Below are 23,827 nucleotides of genomic sequence, written 5' to 3'. Positions count from 1 at the left end.
CCCCTTCTCCGTATCCTGCTCCCGTCTTACTCCAGGCTCGTTCCCTTCGCCCGGATCGCCTTCATAACCGCTTCGCCGCGCGGCGACAACCGGTAACCGGTGCCCAGACTGATCGTCAGGCCCAGCTCTTTCAGCTTGCGGACGTTTAATTTGAACTTCTCCGTCTCCCAGCCTGCGTTCACGGCCAGTTCCGCCGCCCGTACCCCGGGAAGCCCTCCGATCGCGGCCAACGTCCCCGACGTCCACGGCCCTCGTCTGCTCGACTTGTCCATTTTCGCGAGACGGCTAAGCAATCCCTTCATCTCGTCATCGGTCAGCTCATCCTGCTCTCGCAGCGTTTCCCGGGGGTCGGTCCCGGCGTACCGGAGCGCGATTCGATAGAAGGTTCGCCCTCCGTGTTTGCCGAGCTCCTTCATCATCTCCGCTCGGGAGGCGTACCCTGCACGCTCGATTTCCTCGGCGGCAACGTCCGCTTCCGGGACGGCTTCGACATCCACGATCTCGACGATTCCGATCGGCGTTCGCAAGCGCGAGTTCTTCTGAACGCGAGGTTCGTTCCATAGACGGAACACGACATCAATGTCCCCGCTCCGGATTCCTTCCAGAATACGCTCCTTGAACAGCACATCCGTCGCCTCCCCTTAGGACATGTATGCCAACCCGCTCAGGGGCATCTATCACCGCCTGCTGCGTCACTTTTGCTTGACGTACCCCCGGTACGCCTTCACAAAAGTTCCTTGCATGGAACGAACATTCTGCAACATCTGCTATCTTCGGAGGTTGCATACACGCCCTAGTAGAGCATTCCAGAAGTAAAATGCGATTGCGCTCGAAGCCGATGCAATCTTACTCTCCAACCCGACTCAGCACGGTTGCAGCGACTCTACCGGCCCTTTCGCTGCTCCAACCCGACACAGCGCGGTTGCAGCTACTCTACCAGCTCATTCGCCGCTCCAACCCGACTCAGCAAGACTGAGTCAGCCTAGATTCTTCAACATCTTGGTTACGTTACTTCGGGGGCGATCTACTAGATCAGTTCGGGCTTCCACCAAGCCTTTGCCTTCGGCTGAGGATCCGCGATCGGTACGATCTCGCCGATTTTGGGAGTCACCACGGTCGCTCCGCGTTCCCGCGCGGCCTTCGCCGCTCGTTCGACGGGATCGGTCCAGGCATGCAAAGCCAACGTGAACGCTCCCCAATGGATCGGCAGCATCGTCCTGCCCCGGACGTCGAGATGAGCTTGAACGGTTTGTTCGGGCATCATATGAATGGCGGACCATCTCTCGTCGTACTGCCCGCATTCCATGAGCGTCAGATCGAACGGTCCGTGCTTGTCTCCAATTTCCTTAAAGTGCGGCCCGTAGCCGCTGTCTCCGCTGAAGTACACCTTGGCCTGCCTTCCGGCGATCACCCACGAGCACCACAAGGTGGAATTGCGATTGCTGCCCACGTTCCTTCCGGAAAAATGCCGGGCGGGCGCGCACACCAGCTTCAACCCTTCATATTCCAGCTCGTCCCACCAATCGTGCTCTGTAATGATCGACGGATCGACTCCCCACCTTTCCAGATGGGCGGCTACGCCGAGCGGCACGATAAATCTGCGGACTTTGCTGCGAAGCTTCTTGATCGTGCCGTAATCCAGATGGTCGTAGTGGTCGTGGGAGATGACCACTGCGTCGATCGACGGAAGCTGGTCGATCTCGATCGGCAGCCGTTTGCTGTAGCGGCGTCCTCCCAGCATAGGAAACGGCGACGGTACCCGGCCCAGCATCGGATCCAGGAAGAGGGTTTTGCCGTCCAGCTTAAGCAGCACCGCCGAGTGGCCGAACCACGTCACGGCGGCGTCTCCGCCCGCGCTCAGTCTATCCGGCGTTAACCTCTCCGTCTCCAACGGTTGTTTGGGCCGGCTTTGGGGGTGGCCTTTGATCATATCGACGAATACTTTCAGCCCCGTGCGGAAATCCATGTTCATGCTCGTCGGGATCTGATTTTCGAACTTGCGGTCGCGGCTTTGGGGCGAGGCCTCGATCCGCCGCTTGCTCTCTCGCGACGCTTTGCCGCCGAGCGGCGGATAATACCGGACAATCAGCAACACCGCGATGGCGACGATCGCAGCTATAAGGATAACTGTTCCCATAATGGTCAACCTCATCTTTCATGTGCGATTCTGCGAATCTCGTTCGCAGCTAGGTATATAGATATGGTATACCTATTGCCGGCGAAAATCCAATCGAAGACCTCCGAGCTTTCCCTCCGCTTAGAGCAAGCGAGGTCAACCCGAAAAACCCCCTGCTCGCGAGAGCAGAGGGTTCGGGAAAATGCGCGGATTAGTTGCCGCGGCCGCCGTAGCCGTATCCTTTGTCGTCCTTCGTATCGCCTTGCGGAGCTTGAGGCTGCTGCCCGCCGCCGTAGCCTTGGTCGCCTTTGGCTTTGCCATGATCGTGGCCGTCGTCTTCTTTGACTTTGCCGTGATCCTCGTCTTTGGCTTTGCCATGGTCCTCGTCCTTGATTTCTTCCTTTTTCTCTTCCTTGATCTCGTCTTTCTTCTCTTCCTTCAGTTCTTCCTTAAGCTCCGTCTTGCCTTTGCCGAGATCTTCCTGCTCTTCTTCTATCCCTTGGCCTTGACCGCCGCCTTGACCAGTTCCGCCGCCGATGCCAGTGCCGCCGCCACCTTGGCCGCCTCCGTCACCGATGCCTGCACCACCGCCGCCTTGGCCCGCTCCGCCTCCGCTGCCTGCACCACCGCCGCCTTGGCCCGCTCCGCCACCGATGCCTGCGCCGCCTCCACCTTGGCCAGCTCCGCCTCCACCTTGGCCAGCTCCGCCTCCGCTGCCTGCGCCTTGGCCGCCGTAGCCTCTGCCGCCGCTTTTGCCGCGCCAGCTCTGCCCGCCGCCGATGCGTTTACTCGAATACGCATATACGAGCGACGTGAACGTACGCTTGTCCACCGTTCCCGTCACGGGCAAACCGTGCTTCTTCTGATAGTACTTCACTCCGCGTACCGTCGCCTGATTGTAATGGCCTGTAATCGGTCCGGAATAGCTGCCAAGCGCCTTCAGCATCCCCTGGATGACGTAGACGTCCGGACCGTGCGCTCCTTTGCCTACCGCCAAGCTCGTCTTGGGCATGCTTACCGTCATGGCGATGGCCAGCGCCGCCACCACGAACCATTTTCCCGCGATTCCCAACCACTTCTTCAGCCGATCGCCCCGCTCCTCGTACCGATCCTGTTCCGTATCCAAATGCATGTGCATCCTCCTTGCCATTTCGGTGATTTCGAATCGTTCTTACTATTCCCAAAATCGCCTGATTATTCAGGGAAAGACGCCTTGCTTTCCGCCGGTTCAGGTCGGATAATGGGTAAAAACGAGAGCCGCCGAAGGGCGGCGCGGAAGGGAGCCGCGATGCTGCATATCGTCAACGGAGACCACGTCGGGGACAGCCTGAGACGCGGAGGAATCCAGGGGGATGTTCTCGTCTGGAGAGAGCTGTATACGGAAGGTCCTATCTTCGCCGACCCCCGCCATGAAGCCCGCACCGCGTATATGACCGAGGCGTTAGGCATTCCTCCAGACCATTGGAAAGCCGGTCTTGCGGAGCAGACGCTCGCTTTCGAACAAGCGACCGAACATGAAGAGATCGTGCTCTGGTTCGAGCACGATCTCTTCGATCAAACGATGCTTATCCGCCTGCTTCACGAATTTGAACGGCGGCCGCTCGGGCGAACCCGGCTGAGCCTCGTCTGCATCGGGGAATATCCGGGCTTCGAGCCGTTTCATGGTCTGGGCCAGCTCTTGCCGGAGCAGCTCATTCCGCTCGCGGATGCACGCCATGAGATTCAACCGGAGGAACTCCGCCTTGGCAGCGAGGCCTGGGAAGCGTATGCCTCGGCCGATCCTCGCTCGCTGGCCGACTTCCTGCGGCAAGACACCGAGGCGCTTCCATACCTTCGCTCCGCTTTCCGCATTCATTTGGCCCGCTACCCTTCCGTTCGCAACGGTCTTGGCATTGTGGAGCAAGCGACTTTGGAAGCCCTTCGCGACGGCGTGGACGCTCCGCTCGAGCTGTTCCGGCTCGTTTCCGACCGGCTTAGCCTCCTGGGCATGGGAGATTTGCAATATTGGCTGTATCTTGCCGGAATGATTCAAGGTCAGCATCCGCTCATTGCCGTGCAGCCTATCGTTCGCTTCCCGACGTTCGCGGCAATGTCTCCGGAATTTCAGCATGCCCGTATTCGCCTGACGGATACAGGCGCCAAGGCGCTGAAGGGCGAAGAGGACCGGATAACGCTGAACGGAATCGATCTGTGGCTCGGAGGCGTCCATCTGTACGGCTCGAAGGAAGTATGGCGCTGGGACGAATCGTCGGAGACTCTGGAGCGCAAGTGACCTTCGCTCCCGATCAGCCGTACACGGACAGAACCTCTCCCCAATTCCCGTAACCGTAATACTGTCTTCCCGAGCCGATATTTTTGATCCAGACGGAAGGATGCTTTCCGCCGCGTCCCGAGATCAGCGCGTCGGCTTGATTACGGTTGGACCTCACCCAGACCAGCCGCTGCTCCCGGGGAAAAAACTGCGGAGCGAAGTCCCCGTAGCCTTGCGGAGGCTCCGTTACCGAGCTGGCGCGATTGCCCTGCAAGCGGATCTCGACCAGCTTGGGCAGCGGCCAGCTGTCGATCCCGCCCTCGCCTTCGTACTCCTTCGCCCTGGAAGCGATAATGCGGTCCGCTCCCGCCCATGCGAACCCTTGATCCACGAAGCCCTTAGGCGTATACGACGCCGGTTTGCCGGATGCCGGTATTCTCACCGTCTTAAGAACCTTATTGCGGGACACTTCCCGCCCGACGCCGGCGATATAAGCCAGCGTATCTTCCCGGTTCGCCCACTGGAACCACTCGCCGCGGTTCAGCATCTGATCGACCGCGTGGAAGCTCGTTCCGTCCGAGGACAACAAGCATAAGTAGTTGCCGTCCGCAGACAGAGAAGCGGTCGGCGTCGCCAGGAACGCAATCCACTTGCCTGAAGGCGAGTACTTGAAGCCGCTCGTGCCGACGGCGAAGAAGTCGTCGGAAGCCTGCGGCAGCGTGTACAGCGTCTCCGCCTCCCCCGCCAGCGGGATCTTCAAAATCCGCACACGCTCCCAGCCATCCGGCAGCAGGCTCACGGCCGAAGAAGCGATAAATCCGTTTCCTTCGGGCAGCCAAGAAAAGCTGCCGATACCTTCCGCGACCGTCTTGGAGCCGGCTTCTCGATCCGGTCGGACCGTATTGAGCTTGCGATCTGCCGTATAGGCCAGCTCATTGCGATCCGGAGACCATTGAAAATCCGCAAGTCCCTCGGCAAATACGGCCAGGCTGTTCCCCGAAGTCACGTGCCACAGTTTGAGATTCGGCGTTTCCTCGCCCTCCTGGTAAGCGATCCACTCTCCGTCGAACGACCATTGCGGCCGAGAAACCTGTTTTCCTTCGGTCAATCGCCGTTCCGTGCCGCCGCTTCTGATCCACAAATCCCCGTCTCGCACGAACGCCGCTTTCAGAGTTTCTCTAGGCTCAGCCTCCGCGACAACCGACGATCCGAGCAAGAGGAACAGCGCCGAGAGCAGAACCGCTATCCCTTGCAGTTTCCCAAAACGTACGAGCATTCCGTTTCATCTCCCTTAGAAATTTCCGCGCGAACGGCCGAATTCGCTTAACCGTCCTAGGGCGTGTATGCAAACCCGCTCAGAGGCATCTATCATCCCCTGCTGCGTCACTTTTGCTTGACGCACCTCCGGTACGCCTTCACAAAAGTTCCTTGCATGGAACGAAAATTCGGCAATACCTGCTATCCTCGGAGTATGCATACACGCCCTACGTTGTCCTCTCCTTGGAAAATTTATACGGCTCACAGCCAGAAGGTCGGGTACTTGCGCCGGGAGTCCAGATTGTTCACGAGCAGCGCGGTCAGCACGATCGCCGCGGAGCCCGCCAGCACGGGATCGAGCAGGAAGGCCCAGGACTCCCCGGCCAGGATGACGACGATCGGATCGGCTCCGGCAGGAGGATGCGTCGTGCGGGTCAAGTGCATGAGCGCTATGGCCAGCGCCACTCCCAGGGCGACGACCCACCCGGCTTGACCGAAAGCGTGCAGCAGCACCAAGCCGACCGCGCTGGATACCAGATGACCTCCGACGATGTTGCGAGGCTGCGAGAGCGGCGCGTCCCACAGGCCGAAAGCCAGTACGCAGCTTGCCCCGAACGGAGCCATCAGCCAGATCGAGGCAGTGGAATCGCCCAGCAGCGCCAGCAATCCGATCGCGATAAATCCTCCCAGCAAACCGACCGCCGCCGTTCGAGGAACGACTTTGAGCGGACTGCGTCCCGAACCGGACATTTTTCCCAAGTAATTCTGCAAGCTCTTCTTCACCGTCGCCACCTCAAATAACTATTAAAATAATCATATATAACTATTTAAATAGTCTTTTGTCAATAAATTTATCCTAAATGACTAGTCAAATAGACATTTAATTATCCCTATTCCGTTCCGCGCGTGTATAATAAGACTAACTCGACTACCATCGAACGGGGGCGTCCGAGATGAACAATGACATCCGCCTGCAAGCGGATCCCGAATTTTCCTACTCCATCAACGTCCAGATCAAGGAGCAGCTGAAATGGCTGATCGGCATCGGCGCCATTCGCCCGGGAGAGCTGCTTCCTCCGGCGGGCCAATTGGCGGACGCGCTGCAGGTTAATCGCAACACGGTGAACCTTGTCTATGCGCAGCTTCGCGAGGAAGGTCTCGTCTCGGGCAAAAAGGGACGCGGCACGCAAGTATTGGCCGGCCCCGCTGCGGAGACGCTGATCCGCAAGCGGCAAGCGATGCGCGAGCTGCTCTTGAAAACAATGCAGGAAGCCGAAGAGAACGGAATCTCCCCGGACGAGCTTGCGCTCGCCGGACTGGCGTTCGCGCGGCTGTTCGGAAAGTCTGCGGCTTCGGACGGCAAGCGGAAGCTGCTGTTCGTCGAATGCCGCGGGCACGACCATCCCTTCTATCGGGAGCAGGTCGAGAAAGAGGCTCAAGCGGTGGTAAACGTGCTGTTCCTGGAGGAAATCGCCGGACGGGCGGACATTCTTGCCGGGGCGGCTGGGCGAGCGGATGCAGTGGTCACAACGTTGAATCATGTGGATGAGGTGCGCGGACTGCTGGAAGGGGTTAACGTTCCTTTGCTGACGATCGGGGCGGCGGCCTCTCCGCCGGTGCTGCTGGAGATTGCCCGGATGGACGCCGGAAGCCGGATTGCTTTCGTCTGTCTCGGCCGGCAGGGCGGACAGTGGATGGCCGACCGGGTAGCCGAAGCCGGATTGACCCATATCGCCAGCGACGTTGGGGGTACCGACAACCTCGAAGCTCTGCGGAAGATCGTCGGTCACGCCGACCGCGTCTACGCTTCGTCCGCCGCATATGACGAGCTGCGCTCGCTGGCCCCGGAAAAAGCTGCGCTCTACCCGCTCGTGCTGGAACGAAGCAGCGAAAAGCTGCTCCGCGACCTGTCTCTCGATCCTTGAATGAAGAGGCTGTCGCATAAGTAAACAGAGTTGTACCTAACGATTATCGATGGATGTATGGTAATAGGCATCTATCTCCTTCCGATGCTATACGATCCTGAAATGGGAACGGTAAACCCGTGAATAGGTGATTTCAGGACCGTATGAGGCAGTCTCCAGGAGATAGATGCCCTTCTTTTTCATCGATAATCTTGTACTTCCTCACTTATGGACGGCCTCTTCTTTATTTTTTCAACAGTTCCCGCGTCAGCGCCAACACCGAGCCCAGCCTCGAAGCTCTGCCATGCTTGCGGACATGCCCGTAGTCGGTCAGTGTCACGCCGGCGTCTCGAATCGCATAGGAGAAGTCATCGTCCAGCATCAGACGGTACTCCCACACCCGTTTCTCCCAATGCGGCACGTTCTCTTGCATATGAGCGTCTTCCGCGGCGGGATGTATGTACGTCTCGCTGATCCCCTCGGGCAGGTCGTAGAGCTTGCCGATCAGCTCCTCTTTGAACCGCTCGTAGGTTTCCCCCTCTTGGACGTGAAAAGCATGCGACAGCAAATAGTCGGGAATCGCCACGCCCAGCAGACCGGCCACTGCCGAAGCCTTGGCCGCCGCGCGCTCGACCCCCGGAATGCCGGAGAGCAGCGGATCGCCCGGATGGACTTTGCGGAAGAGGCGGAAGGGCAGCTTCCACTTGGCGCACAGCTTAAGCGCGTGCGGGATGTGGCTTCGGCCCGTCGCGGTGCCGTACAGGCTGCCCATATGATTGTCCGCGTGGCTCAGCCGCAGGCCGGACCGGACAGCTTTCTCGTATTGGGCGTGCAGTTCCTTCAGAACGGCCTCCGTATCGGCATGGCGTTCGAAGGCTTCGACCGTCTTATGCATATGGCCGCTCTCGTCGTGGAGCGAAGGGTGCCCGGTCAGGCTGGACCAGCGAACAGCGTCGAACTCGCTCGTCAGCGTCAAATGCAGTCCGACATTGGTCTGCCCTCTGCGTCTGCACCATTCCGCCGCCTCCTCGAAGCCGGGGGCTGGCGCCATAATCGTCGCCGAGGACACTCGCCGCTCTTCCAGCAGATGCATGATCGCTTCGTTCATCGGCCTGCTCTGGCCGAAATCGTCGCAGTTGATGACGAGATACTTAGGACTCATTTGCGGGCTTCCTCTCTATTTTCACGAAGTAAGAAATCACGATCGAGAACGTCAGCAATATCAGCGGAACGACGCTAATCAAATAGCGGAAGGTTTTCTCCGGATCGGGTCCGGGATTGTCCCCGCTCTCGTAGCCGAAAATAATGCCGACGATCCAGAAAGCCACCACCGAAATCAAGCCGCTTGAACGAATAATAAAACCGCTGACCGCCGTATAGATGCCTTCCCGCCTGCTGCCCGTTTTTTCCGCGTCCATGTCTATAATGTTGCTGTTGACCATCGGAGGCGAGACCAGGAAGCCGGCCAGCCCGAAGCCGACGATCACTCCCGCGATAACGCCGCTGATCAAGCCCGTGCCGAACCAGAGCGGAATAACGGACAGCGCGTATGCGATGAACGACAGCCTCCAGCCTTTGACCGGGTCCATCCGGCGCAGCAGCCAGTACCAGACGGCGACGAGCGGAATGACGGACACGAAGACGGAAGCCAGCAGTATCGTATTTTGGGCCTCGGGAATCTTCAGTACATACTTGGCGTAAAAGGGGATCGTAGCGCTAAGCAAGCCGTTAACCGTCTGCGCGAACGAATTCGCCAGGTTGACCAGCCAGAACGGCTTATTGCTGAGCGTTTCTTTGAACGCCTCTTTCAGCTTGGGCTGCGGGGCGGCGCTCGCTTCCGGGTCCTCTCTCACAAACCGCAAACAGATGAGCATAAGCGCGGCAAACATTACCGCATACACAATCGCCATATTGCTGAAGCCCATCGCATTGTACAGAAAAGGCGTCGCCGCCGTCCCGATCAGCAGCGCCACGATCTGAAACCCTTGCTGAACGGCGGATGCCTTGGCGCGAACTCGATCTCCCCGGAACAGCTCGGCGAACAACGCGCCGTAGTTGACCCAGATCACGGTCGCCACCGCCTCGTAGAAGATGAGCGCGATCAGGAACCACGTAAACAGCCCCATCTCGGATAGGCTCTCCGGAGGAGAAAACACCATGATGAACGCCAGCGCAAAAAACGGAATTGCGATGAAAATCCACGGTCTCCGGCGTCCATACTTGGATTTGGTCCGATCGGACCAGTAGCCGAACAGCGGCTGGTTAACCGCATCCCAGATCATAAAAATCGTGCGGGCCAGCGTCGCCAGTCCAAGGCCAAGGCCAAGCTTATCCACATAATAATAGCTGTAAAACGTACTGAACGCCTGGCTCGGAATCATCATGGCCAGCATCCCGAATGCGTACATCATCGGGGTATTCACAAATCTTTGCCGCATCGACACAACACCCTCCGCCAACTTCGAATGTAAACGCATTCAACAAACGGTCTGCCTTTTCCTTCTATATATTCGACAATTGACGGATTATCCGTTGTTTTTTCGGCTCGGACGTTAACAAATACAGGTTTTTCTTTTCCTTCCGGTTTTGCCCGCTTCCAGCACTTTGACGATATAATCGGTGGCGAGCGGCACCTTGCACGCCGTCTGTCCGACGTTCACCTGCACTTGGCCGATCTTACCGGCGACGCGTTCCGCTTCCTCGCTCAGCGGCGCCACGTAGCAGCCTGCCGCAATGACGAAGCCATTCATTGTATACCGAACCCAGTTGCGCTCCTCGTGAATGACGTTTCCAATGCGATGCAAATAGGCCTTTATCTCCTCCAGATCCAAGCGCTCGTCGGGCGTGATGGAGACATAGTTGGCGTACGTGCTCCACCCGCAGGTCGCGATCAGCTCCTCCGGCGAATCGATCCACTCTCTGGCCAGCTCCAGCGCGAACGGACTCTCGGCGGCTACCCCGGCAACGGTATATTCGGCGACAGCGTGCCAATAAGCCTTACGTACCCACTGCTGCAGCATCTCTCGGGTCGCCGTCCGCGGATCGACGGTCAGTCCCGCCAAATACATCGCATCGTAGTTGCCCGTCTCGTAGAGGTCGCGGGCCAGCTGCTGATCCTTTTTCACGTCTTTGACCAGCTTCTTCAGATCTCCCACTTTCACGCCGAACAGAGGCTCGCTCGCCCCGTGTCTCAGGAACGTTTTCTTCGTCTGCTCCGTTCCCATTTCCTCCAGCTTGCCCATCACTTCGTCCAATGTCAGCGCCATCTTTGCTTCCTCCACATATCGAAGAGACGTCCCCCGGCCGCGCCGCGGAACGCCTCCGTCTTATTGAGATTACAAGCTTGCTTTCAGTATGCTCAGAACGTCGTCCTGCGACAGCAGCTTAAACGAGCCGATCGGCCCGAACCGCGTCGCTTCTTCCGCCATCCGCTCCAGATGCTCGTCGCTGATGCCGACCTCCCCGAGCGTCGCCGGAGCGCCGATCCGTGTGAAATACGCTCTCGTCGCCTCGATGCCTGCCAGCGCGATCTCGTCGTCACTCTTTCCCGCCGGATCGATCTGCCAGATACGCACCGCGTACTGTACGAATTTGCTTATCCGCTCCTTGTACACGTATTTCATCCAGTTCGGGAACAAAATCGCCAGCCCGGCCCCGTGCGCGATGTCGTAGACAGCGCTCACCTCATGTTCGATGCCGTGCGTCGCCCAATCCGTCGTCACTCCGTTCGGCAGCGTGCCGTTCAGCGCGTATGTACCCGCCAGCAGCAGGTTCGCTCGGGCGTCGTAGTCCGTCCCGTCCTCCAGCGCTTTCTCCCCATTCTCGATGACGGTCAGCAGAACGGATTCGGCAAGCCGCTCCTGAAGCGGAATGTCGGTCGTCAGTGTAAAATACTGCTCGAACACGTGCGACATAATATCGACGATCCCGTTCACCGTCTGATCGCGGGGTACCGTATAGGTCAGCTTCGGATCCAATATGGAAAAGCGAGGGTAGACCAGCTTGCTGCCGAGTCCCCTTTTCTGCTTCGTCTCCCAGTTCGTGATAACGGCGTTGCCGTTCATTTCGGAGCCCGTAGCCGCGAGCGTCAGCACAGTCCCGAGCGGCAGCGCATCTTGAATGACCGCCTTGCGGATCGTGAAATCCCATACGTCGCCGTTGTACACGGCGCCCGCCGCGATCGCCTTCGATGCATCCAGCACGCTTCCGCCTCCGACCGCAAGGATAAACTCGATGTCCTCCGTCCGGCAAATATCTATGCCCCGGTTCACCGTGGAGAGACGCGGGTTCGGCTCGACTCCGGAAAGCTCGTGGACCGTCGCCCCAATTTCCCGGAGCTGGAACATCACATCGTCGTACAGTCCGGTTTTCTTGATGCTTCCTCCGCCGTATACGAGCAAGATCCGCTTTCCGTAGGGTTCGATCAATTCCCCCAACTGTCCGACCTTGTCCGCTCCGAAGACCAGCTTGGTCGGATTATACCATTCAAATGCGTTCATGCTTCGTATTCCCTCCTAGGCTCTCGAGCCAAAATGGGTACTCCTCCTCTAGTGTACCATTCTTTGGCTTGCCTAGCACATCCGGCTTCGTCCGGGGTCGAACGTCTGGAGAAAGTTAATGAGCGGATACGGATGAGTCGATGCGGCGCAAGTGCTTCCGCGTCGCCAGAATGAACAGAACCGATACGAGGACGAAGGCGCCGCCGACGTAAAAAGGGATATGCGGGTTGTACCACTCGGCCAGCTTGCCCGCGAAATAAGGCGCCGCCGCCCCTCCGAGAAAACGCAGGAAGCTGTACGCCGCGGAAGCGGTCGAGCGCTCGACCGGCGCGGCCTGCATGACGGCCGTCGTGATGAGCGTATTGTTGTTGCCGAGGAAGCCGCCGGCCAGTATGACCGCGACGATGACGACTTCCCTCGTCGAAGTCCAGATTCCCATCGCGACAAGGGTGAGAGCGAACAGGGTCAGCATCAGGCACATGGCGTTGATCGTGCCCAGCTTTCTCTCCAGCACGGGCGCCATAAACACGGAAGTAACCGCCAGCAGCAGCCCCCAGCCGAGGAAAACGTAACCCAAGCCGTGCTCGTCCAGATGCATGACGAACGGGGAATACGCGAGCAGCGTGAAAAAGCCGAAGTTGTACAGAAGCGCCGCGATGCCCAGAATGAGCAGCGCCGGATGTTTCAGCGCGCGGAACGGGTCCAGAATGGACGTCTTTCGGGCAGGCGCCTGTGCCGGAGCGGTCGTCATGGACGATGCCGCGGCCGGATTGCGGGAGGGCATCATAAACAAGAGCAGCAGAAACGCAAGCCCCATCAAACACGCCACACCGAAGAACGGCCCTCTCCAGGAGATGGAGCCGAGACTGCCGCCAAGCAGCGGCCCTACGGAAATTCCGAGCCCGATAGCGGCCTCGTACAGAATGATCGCCTTGGCTACGCCCGAGCGGGAGAATGAGACGATCGCCGACAGCGCCGTGGCCACGAATAGCGCGTTGCCCAGCCCCCAGCCGCCCCGGAGCCATACGAGCTCCCAGATGCCGCCGGAGCTGCCGCCAAGCGCCGAGAACAGCGCGATGATGACGATCCCGCACATCAGCGTCCATTTGATGCCGAGCCTGGACGAGATCGCGCCCGTGATCAGCATGGCGATCGCCATCACGAGATTGTAGCTGGTAAACAATAAAGTCACCTGGCTCGCCGAAGCGTCGAGCTTCTCTGCGATCGCCGGAAGAATAGGATCGACGAGGCCCAGCCCCATGAAAGCGATGATGGAAGCGAACCCGATCGCCCATACCGCCTTCGGCTGGTTCCAGATGCTGTCGTTGCCTGGCTGTTGATTCATGATTGACCTCTTTCCCGAAACGGATTTTTTCACAAAGCCTATTATAGAAAGCGAATTAATCGATGTATAATACATAATTAACTATAGATTAATAGACTACAGGCTATTTATATGGAGAAAGGGGGCTCATCCGACGATGGAATGGCTTCAGTTGAAATATTTTCAAACCGTTGCTCGGCTCGAGCATATGACGCAGGCGGCGGAGCGGCTGCAGATCGCCCAGCCTTCGCTGAGCAAGACGATCGCCAGATTGGAGGAAGCGGTCGGCGTACCGCTGTTCGATCGGCAAGGCCGGCAAATCCGGCTGAACCAGTTCGGCAGAATCTATCTGGAGAGAGTGGATCGGGCTTTCCGGGAGCTGGAGGAAGGAGAGCGGCAAATTCGCGAGATGGCGGGGTTGAACCGGGGCAGCATCAAGCTGGGCGTATCGATTACGAGCGTGCTCCCCGAGCTGATCGGCACGTTCATTCAACGTCACCCCTCCGTTCACTTCCGCCAGACGCTCGGACCGACGGCCGAGGTGATCAAGAGACTGGAGGACGGGGATATCGATCTGTGCGTCAGCTCCATTCGGGATGACAGACCGGACTTGGAGTGGCAGGAGTTGATGACGGAGAAAGTGTGGATCGCCGCGAGTCCCGACCACAGGCTGTCCGGCCGAGACAGCGTGGCTCTGGAAGAGCTTGCGAACGAGCCGTTCATCAGCATGAACTGCGGGTTTTCCTTCCGGGATTTGATGGACGAGTTGTGCCTGCAGGCGAATTTCCAGCCTAACATTACGTTCGAGGTGGACGAGCCGGAAGGCATCTCCCGCCTGGTCGGGCAAGGGCTGGGGGTTGCGTTCCTGCCGGAGCTTGCGTTCAAGACTCGATCCCGTGCACAGCTGAAGAAACTTCGGATCGACAACATCGACTTCAGGAGAACGACCTGGATCGCTTGGTCGAAGCGACACTACCTGTCCCTCGCCGCTCAGGAATTTCGGGAGTACATCATCGAGAGCTACAGGCTCATGCAGCGGGAACTGAGCCGGTAAGGCTTGGGGGCTGGCGTTGACCGCTGTTCCGATGATCTCTGACTTTCTCCGCAGTCGCCGATTGCGCCTTTGCGCATACGCTGTAGCATTAGCCTACGGGCAAAGGCCAAGGCAGGTGGATAGGCTCCTCATGAGCGAATGGAGAAAAGAGTTGGCGATCCCCCGGGACGCGGCCCCGCATCCGGAATCGAATCTGGAGTGGTGGTACTGCTATGCGATCTTGTCGGGGAAGGGCGGAAGCCGGTATGCCTTGATGACCGCTTTCTTCCGCGTAGGAGAGCTGCCGGTCGGCAAAGGTCATTATTTGATCTACTCGCTAATCCGGTTGGATAAACCTCAGTTTATCGCCAGGTCGTACTTGGACCGTCCTCTGTTCTACCAGATGACCGGAATGTATCTCCCGATGTACTTCCTGTTTAGGCCGGGAGACCGGTATACGATGAATCAGTACGGGCAGCTGCTTCAGGGCAAGCTCCCCTCTCCTCACCAGTGGATGAAAGATGTCTCCGTCACTTCAAGACCTACAGTCGTGCGTTACGGACAGGCCAAGCTCGCTTTCGAAGATGACGCGAAGGCGGACTTCTCGCTGCGCATCGACGATCCCGAAGGGACGATCGAGCTCGAATTCGCGCCGGATAAGCCTCATTCCTTGATCGACGGCGAGGGAACTCTGAACGGTCTGTATTACTATTCGTGCACGCGCTACCGCGTAAGCGGATGCGTTCGTCATTCCGAGGGAGACGAGCCGCTGACCGGCTCGGGGTGGTTCGACCATCAGTGGGGGCGCAATTACGATCTGCTCAAGGGAGAGGGCTGGAATTGGTTCGGCTTGCAGCTGGACGACGGTCGCGAACTGCTTGCAAGCGAGTTCCACAAGCCCGATGCTCAGCAGCGCCCGGGCGCGCCGCATCCGTCCCGCGGTTCAGACGACGCCCGGTCAGCGCAAGCGATCCTGATCCTGAACGACCGCGCCTATACGACGAAGAACGTGGACATCAAGCCGCTGCGTTCCTGGAGAAGCTTGCGAACCGGGCTGATCTACCCGGTTGAATGGCGGATTCGCGCGCCCGATCTGCGCCTCGACTTGCGCGTCTCCGCCGCGTTCCCGCAGCAGGAAATGCCAATCATCGGCCCGCTGCGGGCAATCTGGGAAGGCGCGTGCCGCGTATCGGGCACCGACCTGACTAGCGGACGCGCCGTCTGCGGCAGCGGCTTCGTCGAGCTTGCCGGCTATGCGGCCGTTCAAGCCGGCAAAGAAGCTTTCTCCCCCGTCTGAAGCTGGTACATCTTGAAGTAGCGGCCGCGAAGCGCCATGAGCTCGTCGTGGGTGCCGCGCTCGACAATCTCGCCGCGGTGCAGCACGAGAATCTGGCTGGCGTCGCGGATCGTCGACAGCCGGTGCGCGATGACGAGCGTCGTCCGGCCTTCGCTGACGACTTTGAGCGCGCGCTGGATCAAGCCCTCCGTCTCGCTGTCGATGCTGGCAGTCGCTTCGTCGAGAATAAGAATGGACGGGTCGAACGCCAGCGCCCGCGCGAAGGAGATGAGCTGCCGCTGGCCGGACGACAGCGTGCTCCCGCGCTCGACGACCGGCTCGTCGCAGCCGCGCGGAAGCTGCTCGACGAACGAAGCCGCGCCGACGTCGGCCAGCGCTTGCTTGACCCGCTCCAGCGAAATGTCCTTGTTGTACAGGCTGACGTTGAACTTGATGTCCCCCGCGAACAGGTACGGGTCCTGCAGCACGATGCCCATGTGCTTGCGAAGCTGCTGCTTCGACAGAGTCGAGATGTCGACGCCGTCGATCGTAATCCGCCCCGCGCCCGGCTCGTAGAAGCCCAGCAGCAAATTGATGATCGAGCTTTTGCCCGATCCCGTGTGACCGACGAGCGCGACCGTCTCCCCTTGGCGGGCGGTAAAGGAAATGTTCTTCAGCACATGATCGTCGTCGTTGTAAGCGAACGTCACGTTCTCGAACTTCACTTCCCCTTCCGGCTTGGCCCCTCCCGAAGCCTCCTCGACCTCCTTGCCCTCCATATCGAGGATGGCAAACACTTTATCCGCGGAGACGAATGCCCGCTGCGCGTTCATGAGTTGGTCGAAAATCCCGATAATCGGGTTGAATATGCGCCCCAGATAGTCGATGAACGCGTACAGCACGCCAAACGAAACCGCGGCTCCGGCAACCGAAAGATTGCCGAAGTGCCAGATGACGAACGCGGTAAGCAAGCTGCCGATCGTTCCGACGATATTCCGCGAAGAGAGAGAGAAGATCCGAAACTGCTTCACTTGAGCCACGTAACGATCCTCGTTCAGCCGCTCGAACTCCTCCAGCGTCGCCTTCTCCCGGCGGAAAGCCTGAAGGATCGGCATAACGACGATCGACTCGTTGATCATCGCGTTCATATCGCTGAGCCGCGCGCGCATGATCGAGACGTATTTCTTGGAAAACTTCAGATGAAAGTACATAATGACCACGAACACAGGCGGCAGAGCCAGCGTGTACAACGCAAGCTGCGCATCCAGTATGAACAAGGCGATGTAGATGCCGAGCAAATGAACGAAGCTGACGACGAACGTCGCCATGAAGCTCATGAACAGCTCCCGGATCGCCTCCGTGTCGTTGGCGACGCGCGAGACGATCTGCCCCGCAGGCGTATTATCGAAATAGCGGAGAGGGATGCGCTGAATGTGCCGCATGACGTCCATTCTCATATTTTTGATAATGCGGAGCGCCGTCGTCTGCAGCAGATAAGATTGCGAGAAATTCAAGACGCCCGACAGCAAAACCAAACCCATGTACAATGCGAGCAAGGTCAGTACGGGACCGAGATTGCCCGTCGGAGGCGTCAAATGCCCGTCGACAATCTCCTTAATGATGAACGGCCCGGCCAGCTCCGCGCCTACCGCGCAGAGCAAAACCGCCAGAGCGCCGATAATCCGGTATTTGTAACCAAGCGCATAAGAGAGCAGCCTGCTCCCCGTTGATCGTTGGGAATTCATACGGACCTCCGATCCTGATTGTCCTCTTATTCTTCCAAGCCGGCTTCCATCTGCTGACGATCCCACTGCTGCCTGTACCATCCGCCCAGCAGCATCAACTGCTCGTGCGTGCCTTCTTCCTTAATGCGCCCTTCGTCCAGCACGACGATCCAGTCGGCGTGGCTGACGGCGGACAGACGATGCGTCGTAATCAGCGTCGTCTTGCCGGCGCGCTCGCGCCGGATATTCGCCACGATGCGGCTCTCCGTCCTTGCGTCCACCGCCGACAAGGAATCGTCCAGCAGCAGCACCTCCGCGTCAACGAGCAGCGCGCGGGCGATGGACAGGCGCTGCTTCTGGCCGCCGGACAGCATGACGCCGTTCTCGCCGATCAACGTCTCCAGCCCTTGCGGCAGTTGGGCGATGTCGGCCGAGAAGGACGCCATCTCGACCGCGCGGGCGACGTCTTCTGGAGTCGCGTCCGGCTTCCCGAGCGCGATATTGTCGCGGATCGTCTTGGAGAGAAGCAGGTGCTCCTGCGGGACGTAGGCCATCCAGGTCTTCATTCTCTCCAGCGCGATGTTTTCCGCCGGCACATCCGATACGAACAGCATGCCCGGAGACAGCGGATATTGCCGGAGAAGCTGCTTCAGCAAGGTGCTCTTGCCGCTGCCGGTTTTGCCAACGACGCCCAGCGTCTGCCCGCGCTCCAGTCGCACGGAGACGTCGATCAGACTGGGAACTGAAGCGCTCGGATATGTGAAAGACAGCGCCTTCATTTCGATCGACTCAGGAACGCCAAGTTCGATCGGGTCCGCCGCGTCCTTCACGTCCGCTCGTTCGGCCAGCACGTCGTCCAGCCGCCCCGCCGAAGCGCTGCCTCTCTGCAGCACATTGATAAACTCGCCGAAGGCGATCATCGGCCAGATCAGCATCCCCAGATAAATATTGAAGGTCACGAGCTGGCCGAACGAGATTTCCCCCCGGAAAACCAGGTGAGCCCCGTAGCCGACTCCGATCGCGAAGCTCGCGCCCACGATAAAAGAGATCAAAGGATGGAACAGAGCGTTCAAGATCGCGACTCTGCGATTTTTATCCATCACGTCGGTCGTCAGCCGGTCGAATGCCCCCAAGTCGTCCTTCTCCTGCACATAGGAACGGATAACCCGGATGCCCGAGATCGCTTCCAGGACGTGATCGTTCATGCGGCCGAACGATTCCTGCGCCGCCATGAACCTTCCCCGCACAACGCCTCCAAGCTTGCTGATGATCACCACGAGCAGCGGCAGCGGAATCAGCGCGGCAAGCATCAGCTTGGCGCTGATGAAGCTGAGCATCATCACGATGACGACCGAGATGCCGACCAGCGTATTGACGAGCGTCATAACGCCGTATCCGGCCGTCTGTCCGATCGCCGACACGTCGTTGGTCGCCAGCGCCATCAGCTGTCCCGTGCTGTGGCGTTGGAAGAACGAAGGGCGCATCCGGGTCAAATGCCGGAGCAGCCGGGTTCGAAGCAGCTTCTCGATCAGCACCGAATTGCCGAACAGGTTCGTAATCCATATGTAGACGAAGACGTATGTGATCAGGGCAAGGCCTACGAGCGTCAGAACGGTCTGGCTCAATTCCGCGGCGGTCAGCGTCCCCTTCTCCATCACGTCGATCTTGTTCCCGATCAGCCGGGGAGGAATCATCGACAGCAGGCTGACCAGCGTCATTAATCCGATGGCCAGAGAATAGCTGCCCCATCTTTCCTTGAAAAACCATTTCAGGCGAATCACGAACGACAGTGTCATCACCCTCCCAATTTTCCAGTTTCTGTGCGCGTACCTACGATCTTAACCGTTCCGTCCGTTCGCGTCTACGCGAACACTGCATTAAATTTCAAAAAAGAAAGAGCGGCGAAGCCGGTTCGCAAATGCCGGTGTCCGCCGCTTCGTGATGTCTCGCTTAATCTTCGCCTTCCGCATAATGAGCCTGGCAAAATTCAGCCAGCGCGGCCTCTTCCTCGTCCTCCAGCTCGGCGTCGATGTAGCGCCCCGTCGACTTCTCGTACAGTCCGTAGCTCACGACGCCCGCCTGCTCTCCGTCCACCTTGTAGACGGCTTTGATCTCGATCCCGTTCGCGGAATACAATTCGTCCTCCTCGTCGAGATCAAGCTCGATCACGAACTCATAACGCTTCCCCGGCAAAATCCGGAAAGGGTCCTTCACCAGCTCCACGCTGTATTCGGTTACCGCCAGCATCTTCTCATCCTTCCTTGCGCTCGATGTCCTCATTATACACATTTCCACGTACATGGCGATTATGCCTCCTTTCGCGCGGCTTGAGCCGGATATCCGAGCTTGGCGAGGACGAGTCCCGTAAACGGGTTCAGCTCCGCGACCGGTTCGTTCAGATCGAAATATCCGAGTTCCAATCCTTCGCCGTCGTTCACTTCGGGCGTTCCTTCGGCCTCGATCGCCTCGAACACGGCCATCACGTTATAGACCTCGTCCCCGTGAGGATAACGGTAGTACATGTCCTTGCCGGAAAATAAATCGATCAGACGAAACCGCTTCGCGGTCAGTCCCGCCTCTTCCCAGAGCTCCCGCGCCGCCGCTTCCTCGAGCGATTCTCCGGGCTCCAGCGCTCCGCCGATCGTTCCCCAATCGCCGCTGTCCGAGCGTCTTTGCAGCAGCAAGCGCCCGTCCTTGTCGAACACCAGCACGCAAGCGCCGGCCATGATCAACGGGCGCGTCCCGACAACTTCACGCAATTCCGATATGTAGCCCAAGTTCCTCGTCTCCTTTTTCCCCGAATGGGGTGATCTAGGGCGTGTATGCATACTCCGAGGACAGCAGATGTTGCCGAATTTTCGTTCCATGCAAGGAACTTTTGTGAAGGCGTACCGGGGGTACGTCAAGCAAAAGTGACGCAGCAGGGGGCGAAAAGGCGGTGATAGATGCCTCTGAGTGGGTTTGCATACACGCCCTAGGGTTGGTTCATCGTTTGCACGGCCTTCTTGGCCGAATACACAGACAGATTAAAGGAACGCCAATCCCGGCTTTGGCGGTTCAGCTCGCCGAGGTCGGCTTTCAGCAGCGACTTCATCTCCGCGTCCTCGCGCTTCACGGCGAAATCGACAAGAGTCGGAATCGCGTCGGCCGACAGTTTGTTCAAGTAATACCGGTCGATTCGCCCCGTCTCCTCGAAGCGCGAGAGGTTGTTCTCGGCGATGAGCCGGTCCATGCCGACATAGTTGACCAGCGTGTACGCAGCCAGACTCAGGACGATAAAGCATTTCGCCATCGGCACGAGCGAGGTGCGAATGCGCAGCGCCGCGATCAGCAGCAGGAACGCCAGATAGATCATGAAGGCATGAACCAGAAAGCGGATGTACGTATATCCGTAAGCTTCCTCGTACATGGCCAGCCGGATGTAGGCGGAGTACAGCATGACGCCCGAGCAGACGACCAGGATGTACAGCAGCGTATTGAGAAGGCCCCTCCTCGTCCCCGAGAACGTCAGCGAGACGATCAGCAGCGCGAAATTAATCGCCGATACGGCCACCAGCTCGCCGAAGCCTCTGCGGGCATACTCCGCGTAAGTCGTTCCGTCCGGAAGCAGACCGTCCCACGCCCCGAACAGATAGGTGAACTGAATGGCCACGAACAGCACGTAGACCGCGTTGACCGCCAGCAGCAGGGTCGTCAGCACGACGGAATCGATGCTCGGCTTGAGGAGCGGCATGACGTCCGCTTGCGATGCGGCTTTTCGGCGTCTTGGCGGCTTAGCGAAGCTCCAGAAATAGATCGCGAACAGGATGCCGAATACGAGAATCCACAGCACTCTTCCGAACAGCTCGCCCAGGGAGAAACGGCTGATCCACCCCGGAACGCCGCTCAGCAGCCGGTTAAACGCGCCGTCCGCCGAAGCCAGCAAAGGAATGACGACGAGCAGCAGCGGGGTGGCGAAAACGAGGCCGATGGCGACCTTGGTCGCGGTTTTCTGGCGCTCGCTGTCCAGCCTTCTGAACAGCGAGATCCGCAGCACCCGGAACAGCCGGGGAATCTGAAGCAGGCTGCGGGGAATCAGATGGGCGAGCGCCTCTCCGACGATGCCGACGTCCCACCATGGGATTCGATTCGCACCGCGCAGCACGGCGAGATGGACGAAAACCAGACTCGGAATCGCCAGCAGATTAAGCGCTCGAAAGATCGGATTGTGAAACAGGCCGTAAGTCAGAGAAAGCAGCACTATCACCGCGAACAGAAACCAGCCGAACCCGGTCGTCTCCTTCAGCCGGTCTTTCCAATCGTGGAACAGGTAGACGTAGAGAAGCGCGATGAACAACGGGAACGAAACTCCCGGATCATGGTCGAAAAACAAATATTGATGGACGGCGGCCAGCGCGAAAGCGCCGAGCAGCGCGATCATGGAGCTTCCGAGCAGGGGTTTGCGAGATGCAGACAAGGCGATCCCTCCGTTTTCTCGTATCTAATGCCTATTGTAGGTGTTAAAATAGGAAGATAAATAGAAACTAATCGTTGGAAAATTTCCTATTTTAATGAGCGGTCAGGACAGGCGGAGGATGGAAAGGGGACGCGATCGATGAAGCTGCATCAACAATTTCTGCTGCTGCATTCCCGGTTCGGGGGCGGGGATTCGGCGTCGACGACGCTGGACGAGATCGCCAAGCTGCTCGACTGCACGCCGCGCAACGCCGCCAACATCGTCCGCGCGATGAGCCGGAACGGCTGGATCGCCTGGGAATCGTCGCGCGGCAGGGGAAGACGCTCGACGCTGAGCTTCCTCGCGCAAGCGGAAGACATCGCGGCGCAGGCGATGCTGCAGGCGATCAACCGCAAGGACGTCGCCCGCGCGATCGGCCAGATCCAGATTCACCGGAACTCCTCCGCGCTGCAGGAGCATCTGCAGGGCCGGCTGCTCTCCTACTTCGGGCACCACGTCGAGACGAGCAAGGACCGGCAGATCGATACGCTTCGCATTCCGATCCGCCAGCCGCTCCATACGGTCGATCCTCTGTACATGAATCTGCTGGCCGAGTCGTTCGTCGCCAGCCACGTGTTCGACGGGCTCGTGCGCCGCTCGGATTCGGGGGACGATATCAAGCCTAGCATCGCCCACGCCTGGGAGACGGACGAGACGCGCACCCTGTGGACGTTCTACTTGCGCAAGGAAGTGCTGTTCCATCACGGGAAGGTGCTGAACGCCGACGACGTCGTATATACGTTCGAACGGCTGGTCCGGTCTCCGCGCAGAACGCTGTACAGCTTTATCTACAAGCAGATCAAGTCGGTGCGCGCGCTTAATCCGACGGTCGTGCGCTTTGAGCTGGAGGAGCCTAACGAGCTGTTCCTCCCGTTCCTGTGCACGAGCCGAGCGGCGGTCGTGCCGAAGGACTTGAACCAGCTCGGAAGCTACCGTTTCGGCACGGAGCCGGTCGGAACGGGACCGTTCAAGGTGACGCAGATGAACGGGACGGTGTGCGTGATGGAGGCTTTCGGGCCTTGTTTTCAGGGGAGGGCGCATCTCGACCGGGTCGAGATCGTTCATGTGCCGTGGGCGGCTGAAGCGATGGCGGAGGAGAGCGGCGGAGAGAGAGCGGGCAGCGCTGATCAGGCGGATCAGCCGGATCAGGTGTCCCCGTTCCACGTCATCCCGAACGCGGCCGCCGGAGACTCGGGCTGGAGCCGGATTCATTCGGAGACGACAGTGCGCAAGTTCGTCACCTGCAACACGCAGAAAGCCGGACCGTTGACCGATCCGGCGCTTCGGGAGCATTTGTTTGGTTGCCTTAAGAAGATTGGAGAGAGTGGCGAAAACGAGAAAAGCATAAGCGATAAGGCTGCGACAGAGAGCGAGGAATCCTCACCGATCCCATCCGCTCAGGACCCGGTGCGCCTGCGGATCGCAACGATCTTGCCGTACAGGGACGATGCCGAGGCTCTGGCCGAAGCGCTCAGCCGGCACGGCTACGACTGCGAGGTGGCGGCCGTCTCGCCGGAGGAGTTCAAAGGCGCGATCCGGCTGGAATCGGATCTGATTCTGTTCTCGCTGCTGCGCGACCAGGATCAGGAGCTGCGGCTCTACGACCTGTACCGGACGATGGCCGAGCATGTCGACGCCCATACGCGCATCGACATCGAACGGCTGTTATCCCGCGCGCTCAGGGAGCCGGACCCGGCGGTCCGGCACCGCAGCCTGGACAAGATCGAATCGCTGCTCATCCGCGAACGCCACCTGCACATTCTGTCGGAGAAGCCGCTGCCGACCGCCTACCTCCCCACCGTCCGCGGCGTTACTTTTAACTCCCAAGGGTGGGTCAACCTTCGGACGCTTTGGTTTCCTCCGGTTATGTCGGGGGAGAAATAGAAAAGACTGAGGGTTTCGACTGCATAGGATATATGACATTTTCGGATACACGTTAGACCTGCTC

20 protein-coding genes are annotated in these 23,827 nt (G+C 59.0%); 5 read left to right on the top strand and 15 right to left on the bottom strand.

The window, feature by feature from the left end:
* Positions 1-26: 26 nt before the first annotated feature.
* The 3 genes from B0G52_RS16485 to B0G52_RS16475 all read right to left on the bottom strand — a co-directional run bounded on the left by B0G52_RS16485 (position 27) and on the right by B0G52_RS16475 (position 3,248).
* Positions 27-626, bottom strand: a complete 600-nt coding sequence (locus B0G52_RS16485) for an ASCH domain-containing protein (protein WP_094046232.1) — start codon at positions 624-626, stop codon at positions 27-29.
* A 401-nt stretch (positions 627-1,027) separates the two neighbouring features.
* On the bottom strand, positions 1,028-2,137 hold the full coding sequence (locus B0G52_RS16480; protein ID WP_094046230.1) for an MBL fold metallo-hydrolase: 1,110 nt from the start codon (positions 2,135-2,137) through the stop codon (positions 1,028-1,030).
* Between the two features lie 190 nt (positions 2,138-2,327).
* Positions 2,328-3,248: a peptidoglycan-binding domain-containing protein gene (locus B0G52_RS16475; protein ID WP_233162728.1), complete on the bottom strand. Its 921-nt coding sequence runs from the start codon at positions 3,246-3,248 to the stop codon at positions 2,328-2,330.
* Positions 3,249-3,404: 156 nt separating this feature from the next.
* Between B0G52_RS16475 and B0G52_RS16470 the strand changes: the two genes are divergently transcribed.
* The gene (locus tag B0G52_RS16470; RefSeq protein WP_094046226.1) at positions 3,405-4,388 is read left to right on the top strand and encodes a DUF1835 domain-containing protein; all 984 of its coding nucleotides are present in this window, start codon (positions 3,405-3,407) and stop codon (positions 4,386-4,388) included.
* A 13-nt stretch (positions 4,389-4,401) separates the two neighbouring features.
* Here the strand turns inward: B0G52_RS16470 and B0G52_RS16465 are convergent, their stop codons facing one another.
* Together B0G52_RS16465 and B0G52_RS16460 are read right to left on the bottom strand one after the other, a co-directional pair.
* Positions 4,402-5,643 carry a TolB family protein gene (locus B0G52_RS16465; RefSeq protein ID WP_094046224.1) on the bottom strand — a complete coding sequence of 414 codons (1,242 nt, stop codon included), beginning with the start codon at positions 5,641-5,643 and terminating at the stop codon, positions 4,402-4,404.
* Positions 5,644-5,885: 242 nt separating this feature from the next.
* Positions 5,886-6,374: an HPP family protein gene (locus B0G52_RS16460; RefSeq protein WP_094046468.1), complete on the bottom strand. Its 489-nt coding sequence runs from the start codon at positions 6,372-6,374 to the stop codon at positions 5,886-5,888.
* A 203-nt stretch (positions 6,375-6,577) separates the two neighbouring features.
* Here B0G52_RS16460 and B0G52_RS16455 point away from each other — a divergent pair, with 203 nt between their 5' ends.
* Entirely contained in the window at positions 6,578-7,549 is a 972-nt protein-coding gene (locus B0G52_RS16455) for a GntR family transcriptional regulator (RefSeq protein ID WP_094046222.1), read from the top strand.
* 223 nt (positions 7,550-7,772) lie between these two features.
* On the opposite strand, the gene B0G52_RS16450 is transcribed toward B0G52_RS16455, so the two are convergent.
* The 5 genes from B0G52_RS16450 to B0G52_RS16430 form a co-directional block, all read right to left on the bottom strand.
* Positions 7,773-8,690, bottom strand: a complete 918-nt coding sequence (locus B0G52_RS16450) for a polysaccharide deacetylase family protein (protein ID WP_094046220.1) — start codon at positions 8,688-8,690, stop codon at positions 7,773-7,775.
* Positions 8,680-9,966, bottom strand: a complete 1,287-nt coding sequence (locus B0G52_RS16445; protein WP_094046218.1) for an MFS transporter — start codon at positions 9,964-9,966, stop codon at positions 8,680-8,682. The genes B0G52_RS16450 and B0G52_RS16445 overlap by 11 nt, the downstream gene beginning before the upstream one ends.
* Before the next feature lie 114 nt (positions 9,967-10,080).
* Positions 10,081-10,788 carry a DNA alkylation repair protein gene (locus B0G52_RS16440; protein WP_094046466.1) on the bottom strand — a complete coding sequence of 236 codons (708 nt, stop codon included), beginning with the start codon at positions 10,786-10,788 and terminating at the stop codon, positions 10,081-10,083.
* 75 nt (positions 10,789-10,863) lie between these two features.
* Positions 10,864-12,027 (bottom strand): iron-containing alcohol dehydrogenase, encoded by a 1,164-nt coding sequence (locus B0G52_RS16435; RefSeq protein ID WP_094046216.1) that lies wholly within the window; start codon positions 12,025-12,027, stop codon positions 10,864-10,866.
* Positions 12,028-12,142: 115 nt separating this feature from the next.
* Positions 12,143-13,372: an MFS transporter gene (locus tag B0G52_RS16430; protein WP_094046214.1), complete on the bottom strand. Its 1,230-nt coding sequence runs from the start codon at positions 13,370-13,372 to the stop codon at positions 12,143-12,145.
* Between the two features lie 136 nt (positions 13,373-13,508).
* Here B0G52_RS16430 and B0G52_RS16425 point away from each other — a divergent pair, with 136 nt between their 5' ends.
* Positions 13,509-14,405 (top strand): LysR family transcriptional regulator, encoded by an 897-nt coding sequence (locus tag B0G52_RS16425; protein WP_094046212.1) that lies wholly within the window; start codon positions 13,509-13,511, stop codon positions 14,403-14,405.
* Positions 14,406-14,535: 130 nt separating this feature from the next.
* On the top strand, positions 14,536-15,681 hold the full coding sequence (locus tag B0G52_RS16420; RefSeq protein ID WP_158223737.1) for a lipocalin family protein: 1,146 nt from the start codon (positions 14,536-14,538) through the stop codon (positions 15,679-15,681).
* On the opposite strand, the gene B0G52_RS16415 is transcribed toward B0G52_RS16420, so the two are convergent.
* The 5 genes from B0G52_RS16415 to B0G52_RS16395 all read right to left on the bottom strand — a co-directional run bounded on the left by B0G52_RS16415 (position 15,648) and on the right by B0G52_RS16395 (position 21,840).
* On the bottom strand, positions 15,648-17,405 hold the full coding sequence (locus B0G52_RS16415) for an ABC transporter ATP-binding protein (protein WP_094046208.1): 1,758 nt from the start codon (positions 17,403-17,405) through the stop codon (positions 15,648-15,650). The genes B0G52_RS16420 and B0G52_RS16415 overlap by 34 nt on opposite strands.
* A gap of 26 nt (positions 17,406-17,431) precedes the next feature.
* On the bottom strand, positions 17,432-19,180 hold the full coding sequence (locus B0G52_RS16410; protein WP_198960669.1) for an ABC transporter ATP-binding protein: 1,749 nt from the start codon (positions 19,178-19,180) through the stop codon (positions 17,432-17,434).
* Positions 19,181-19,334: 154 nt separating this feature from the next.
* The gene (locus B0G52_RS16405; protein ID WP_369827074.1) at positions 19,335-19,685 is read right to left on the bottom strand and encodes a DUF6509 family protein; all 351 of its coding nucleotides are present in this window, start codon (positions 19,683-19,685) and stop codon (positions 19,335-19,337) included.
* A 5-nt stretch (positions 19,686-19,690) separates the two neighbouring features.
* Positions 19,691-20,161 (bottom strand): NUDIX hydrolase, encoded by a 471-nt coding sequence (locus B0G52_RS16400; RefSeq protein WP_094046206.1) that lies wholly within the window; start codon positions 20,159-20,161, stop codon positions 19,691-19,693.
* Positions 20,162-20,358: 197 nt separating this feature from the next.
* The gene (locus B0G52_RS16395) at positions 20,359-21,840 is read right to left on the bottom strand and encodes a DUF4153 domain-containing protein (RefSeq protein WP_233162726.1); all 1,482 of its coding nucleotides are present in this window, start codon (positions 21,838-21,840) and stop codon (positions 20,359-20,361) included.
* 138 nt (positions 21,841-21,978) lie between these two features.
* Between B0G52_RS16395 and B0G52_RS16390 the strand changes: the two genes are divergently transcribed.
* Positions 21,979-23,763, top strand: a complete 1,785-nt coding sequence (locus B0G52_RS16390; protein ID WP_094046204.1) for an ABC transporter substrate-binding protein — start codon at positions 21,979-21,981, stop codon at positions 23,761-23,763.
* The last annotated feature ends 64 nt before the right edge of the window (positions 23,764-23,827 follow it).

This window comes from Cohnella sp. SGD-V74 (assembly GCF_003001675.1).
GTDB lineage: Bacteria > Bacillota > Bacilli > Paenibacillales > Paenibacillaceae > Cohnella.
Note: the sequence above shows the minus strand (reverse complement) of the source record. Positions and strands in the feature narration are given on the sequence as shown.

What these genes read in the sequence shown, in the direction of transcription:
- B0G52_RS16480 (WP_094046230.1), bottom strand. Translation starts at nt 2,137, where the DNA reads ATGGGAACAGTTATCCTTATAGCTGCGATCGTCGCCATCGCGGTGTTG.
- B0G52_RS16475 (WP_233162728.1), bottom strand. Translation starts at nt 3,248, where the DNA reads ATGCATTTGGATACGGAACAGGATCGGTACGAGGAGCGGGGCGATCGG.
- B0G52_RS16470 (WP_094046226.1), top strand. Translation starts at nt 3,405, where the DNA reads ATGCTGCATATCGTCAACGGAGACCACGTCGGGGACAGCCTGAGACGC.
- B0G52_RS16465 (WP_094046224.1), bottom strand. Translation starts at nt 5,643, where the DNA reads ATGCTCGTACGTTTTGGGAAACTGCAAGGGATAGCGGTTCTGCTCTCG.
- B0G52_RS16460 (WP_094046468.1), bottom strand. Translation starts at nt 6,374, where the DNA reads ATGTCCGGTTCGGGACGCAGTCCGCTCAAAGTCGTTCCTCGAACGGCG.
- B0G52_RS16455 (WP_094046222.1), top strand. Translation starts at nt 6,578, where the DNA reads ATGAACAATGACATCCGCCTGCAAGCGGATCCCGAATTTTCCTACTCC.
- B0G52_RS16450 (WP_094046220.1), bottom strand. Translation starts at nt 8,690, where the DNA reads ATGAGTCCTAAGTATCTCGTCATCAACTGCGACGATTTCGGCCAGAGC.
- B0G52_RS16445 (WP_094046218.1), bottom strand. Translation starts at nt 9,966, where the DNA reads ATGCGGCAAAGATTTGTGAATACCCCGATGATGTACGCATTCGGGATG.
- B0G52_RS16435 (WP_094046216.1), bottom strand. Translation starts at nt 12,027, where the DNA reads ATGAACGCATTTGAATGGTATAATCCGACCAAGCTGGTCTTCGGAGCG.
- B0G52_RS16430 (WP_094046214.1), bottom strand. Translation starts at nt 13,372, where the DNA reads ATGAATCAACAGCCAGGCAACGACAGCATCTGGAACCAGCCGAAGGCG.
- B0G52_RS16425 (WP_094046212.1), top strand. Translation starts at nt 13,509, where the DNA reads ATGGAATGGCTTCAGTTGAAATATTTTCAAACCGTTGCTCGGCTCGAG.
- B0G52_RS16420 (WP_158223737.1), top strand. Translation starts at nt 14,536, where the DNA reads ATGAGCGAATGGAGAAAAGAGTTGGCGATCCCCCGGGACGCGGCCCCG.
- B0G52_RS16415 (WP_094046208.1), bottom strand. Translation starts at nt 17,405, where the DNA reads ATGAATTCCCAACGATCAACGGGGAGCAGGCTGCTCTCTTATGCGCTT.
- B0G52_RS16410 (WP_198960669.1), bottom strand. Translation starts at nt 19,180, where the DNA reads ATGACACTGTCGTTCGTGATTCGCCTGAAATGGTTTTTCAAGGAAAGA.
- B0G52_RS16405 (WP_369827074.1), bottom strand. Translation starts at nt 19,685, where the DNA reads ATGTACGTGGAAATGTGTATAATGAGGACATCGAGCGCAAGGAAGGAT.
- B0G52_RS16390 (WP_094046204.1), top strand. Translation starts at nt 21,979, where the DNA reads ATGAAGCTGCATCAACAATTTCTGCTGCTGCATTCCCGGTTCGGGGGC.